This is a genomic window from Clostridium sp. AM34-9AC, from assembly GCF_003480225.1.
Lineage (GTDB): Bacteria > Bacillota > Clostridia > Lachnospirales > Lachnospiraceae > Acetatifactor > Acetatifactor acetigignens.
Genome location: NZ_QUIU01000059.1, coordinates 1 through 2743, shown reverse-complemented (window position 1 = coordinate 2743; position 2743 = coordinate 1). Strand labels below are relative to the sequence as shown.

At 43.7% G+C, this 2743-nt stretch carries 4 protein-coding genes; 1 reads left to right on the top strand and 3 read right to left on the bottom strand.

Features of this window, described 5'->3' with window-relative positions:
• A partial coding sequence (locus DW835_RS17635) for a hypothetical protein (RefSeq protein ID WP_347559407.1) occupies positions 1 to 406 on the bottom strand: 406 nt, incomplete at its 3' end.
• Positions 407 to 695: 289 nt separating this feature from the next.
• Here DW835_RS17635 and DW835_RS17630 point away from each other — a divergent pair.
• Positions 696 to 851 carry a hypothetical protein gene (locus DW835_RS17630; RefSeq protein ID WP_181968774.1) on the top strand — a complete coding sequence of 52 codons (156 nt, stop codon included), beginning with the start codon at positions 696 to 698 and terminating at the stop codon, positions 849 to 851.
• Between the two features lie 108 nt (positions 852 to 959).
• Here the strand turns inward: DW835_RS17630 and DW835_RS17625 are convergent, their stop codons facing one another.
• Together DW835_RS17625 and DW835_RS17620 are read right to left on the bottom strand one after the other, a co-directional pair.
• Complete coding sequence (locus DW835_RS17625; RefSeq protein ID WP_117467607.1) at positions 960 to 1337, bottom strand: hypothetical protein; 378 nt, start codon at positions 1335 to 1337, stop codon at positions 960 to 962.
• Positions 1338 to 1345: 8 nt separating this feature from the next.
• On the bottom strand, positions 1346 to 2743 hold a 1398-nt coding region (locus DW835_RS17620), incomplete at its 5' end, for an RHS repeat-associated core domain-containing protein (protein ID WP_279221293.1).

Below are 2743 nucleotides of genomic sequence, written 5' to 3'. Positions count from 1 at the left end.
TGCCGTTTCCATTGCCGTTATTGCCGGAATTTCCTTTTCCGTTGTTTCCGCTGCCGGAATTGTCCTTGTTGTTCCCGTTGCCGTTGCCGGAATTACCCTTCCAGTCATCATCGGTATGGAGATTATAGTTCAATAAGAATACCCGGTTGCCGTCACCGTCATAAGCCGCAGCAAGGAGCAGTTCATCCCCGTCACGGACTGCCGCCAGACGATTCTCTACGGAGTATTCATAAGTCCTGTTCACCTTGTCCGTGCCGATCCGCCCGGTCTCACTGATCCGGTTGCCATCCGCATCATAGGTATAGGCAAGGCTGGTGGTCTTCTTGCCATTGTAGAGCTTTTCAGAGATCAGCTGGTTACTCTCATTATACTCATATCTGTGCCACTCCACAACCGTTCCGTTCAAGGCAAGGTTTTCTCCATGTAGGTACGGTTGCCCATGAGGTCATACTCGAACGTGTAGACGTAGGTACCATAATTGTCCTCAAAAAACGCACCCTTTCGCGACAAAAATTTGTTTTAAAAACGGTCCATCTGGTTAGGTGCATCCAGCTAACCATTCCAATCATCTATAAAGATTTCACTTGTCTTGGCAGTATTACTAAATCACTTTTCTATGCTACCTATTTTTTTACTATTGCAGAAGTACACCACCAAAATCCGATAGTGCTTTCAATAAAGAAGATGCTGAGCATATGATGAAGATGAAACTAGGGCAGTATTTTATGAATAAAGACTACTATTTCCAGAAAGTCCGCTTTGATAACGATACGAAGCTAATGGTAAGCAACCGACTTTATAATTCCGAGGTACAATTCCAGTGGACAAATACGAATGAGAATATTACATAATACAAGAGCCAGCTGATACCACCAATGGACAGCTGGCTCAAATACTTACTATTCAGTTTAATTTCTAATGTCCTTAAACGGATACATAATTAAAGCATTATTATCTACCTATAAGTTTTCATCATAAACATTTAATTTTTCTACAAATAGCGTTATATAGGAATTCTTTAAAGCATAAAAACGCTCATCATAAGCAGTTTCAATTTCTATAATTGAATCACCTAATTGAAAAGTGGCACATCCATCTTCATCATATTCAAGCAATAATAAAGTGAGTTGATTTTTTCCATCGAATATTCTCATCTGATATTCTTTTGTATTGTTTACAAATACATTATCATAGCTGTATAGTCCGTCAATATCCAACTCAACACAATATTCCTTTTGGATTGGTCTATTAGTCCCTTTCCATATTCCCTTTGCCATACCGTAATCAGTAGAAAAATAAATGTTCTTATCTAATACTTTGTCAATAACTATTTTCATTTTACCACCTACTCCTTAATCCTAACAAGTGTATTAAAGTAGTCCATAACATCATTCACTGGATCATATTTCCATTCTTCTAGGTGAAAATGGAACTTAGTTGTTCCCATACTATCCATTTCATGATTACCGAATCGTATACTCTTTGTTCCATCTGCGGAAAAAATTCTATTATTATCCAATAATCCTGTCCTTGGATGTATATTGGTTTGATTACTACCCAAATAATCGTCCCAATAATTTGTCACATCACTCGTCTTCACTTGATTAGGTGACTTTATTTCTGGATGTCGCACTACTTGCGTATTAACACTTGGTACATGAGTCTTACTACCACTCTCCGCCACCTCACAGGCAGCACTCTCTCCCTTCATCAGGGCTCCGCCTATTGCCACCAGAAGGTAATCCAATGTTGCCGCTCCGGTTTTCCTGCCGAGTGCAGAATCATATTCCCCGTTCCATGCACCCTTTGCGGTTCTCTTTGCCGCTTCCAGTTTCTCCTGTGGTGAGAAGTTCCTGAAATACTCCACATATGTAAGAGGATTGGCAGCTGCGTTGAGTCCCTTTTGCGTTACGATCAGCAGGCTTAACTGGTAGTCTGCCTTGCTTATGATCTGGACATATTCCAGCCCCTGTCCCACAAAACCCGCATAAAATCCTGCGGTTGCAGTCCTCTGCATCTCTTTGCTGTCAAAGTTTCCCTTGATTGCTTCTCTTATACCTACCAAAGACGAAGGCAGCGTTACCGGCGGCCCCATAATGACATCCCCATAGTCCAGGAAGATCTGTCCTACCTTATTGCCAAGCAGGCCGCTTTCTATGGCATCTTCTATGCCGAGGCGTTTCTTTTCATAGTCTTCCAGGGGCTTTTGTGCCTGTGCATCCGGATCACGGATCCAGCCCTTCAGGTTTTCATAGACCTCGACCCTGTTTCCGCTCGGATCCGTATAATTCAGATAGCTGCTCACGCAGTAATTATACCGGTTGAGCGTCAGCGGTTCTGTCTGGCTGCCGAGGTAGCTGTCTTCGGTGAGGAAGGCCGCCGTTACCACACAGTAATACCTTGTCCTCAGATACTGGCTCTCGATATTCGGGTTGTAGGACTCCCCATTGTAGGCATATTCGTTCTCATACTGCGGAGCACCGAAGGTGATCTCTCCGGTGACACTGTAACGGTAGGACTGGTAGACCTGTCCCTCTTCATTGGTGATGCCGGAGACACTTCCTCTGGCATCGTAGAGGTAGTAGCCGGTGCTGCCATCGAACCGGTCAAGGGAGATCCGGTCGAATCCGCCGTTTATCTCCGCTCCGTAGATATAAGAGGTATCCGTCCTGCCATTGATGTTCTGCTCGACCAGTACCGCGGCATGCTCACGGTTGACATCGTTTAAGTACTCGATCAGTTC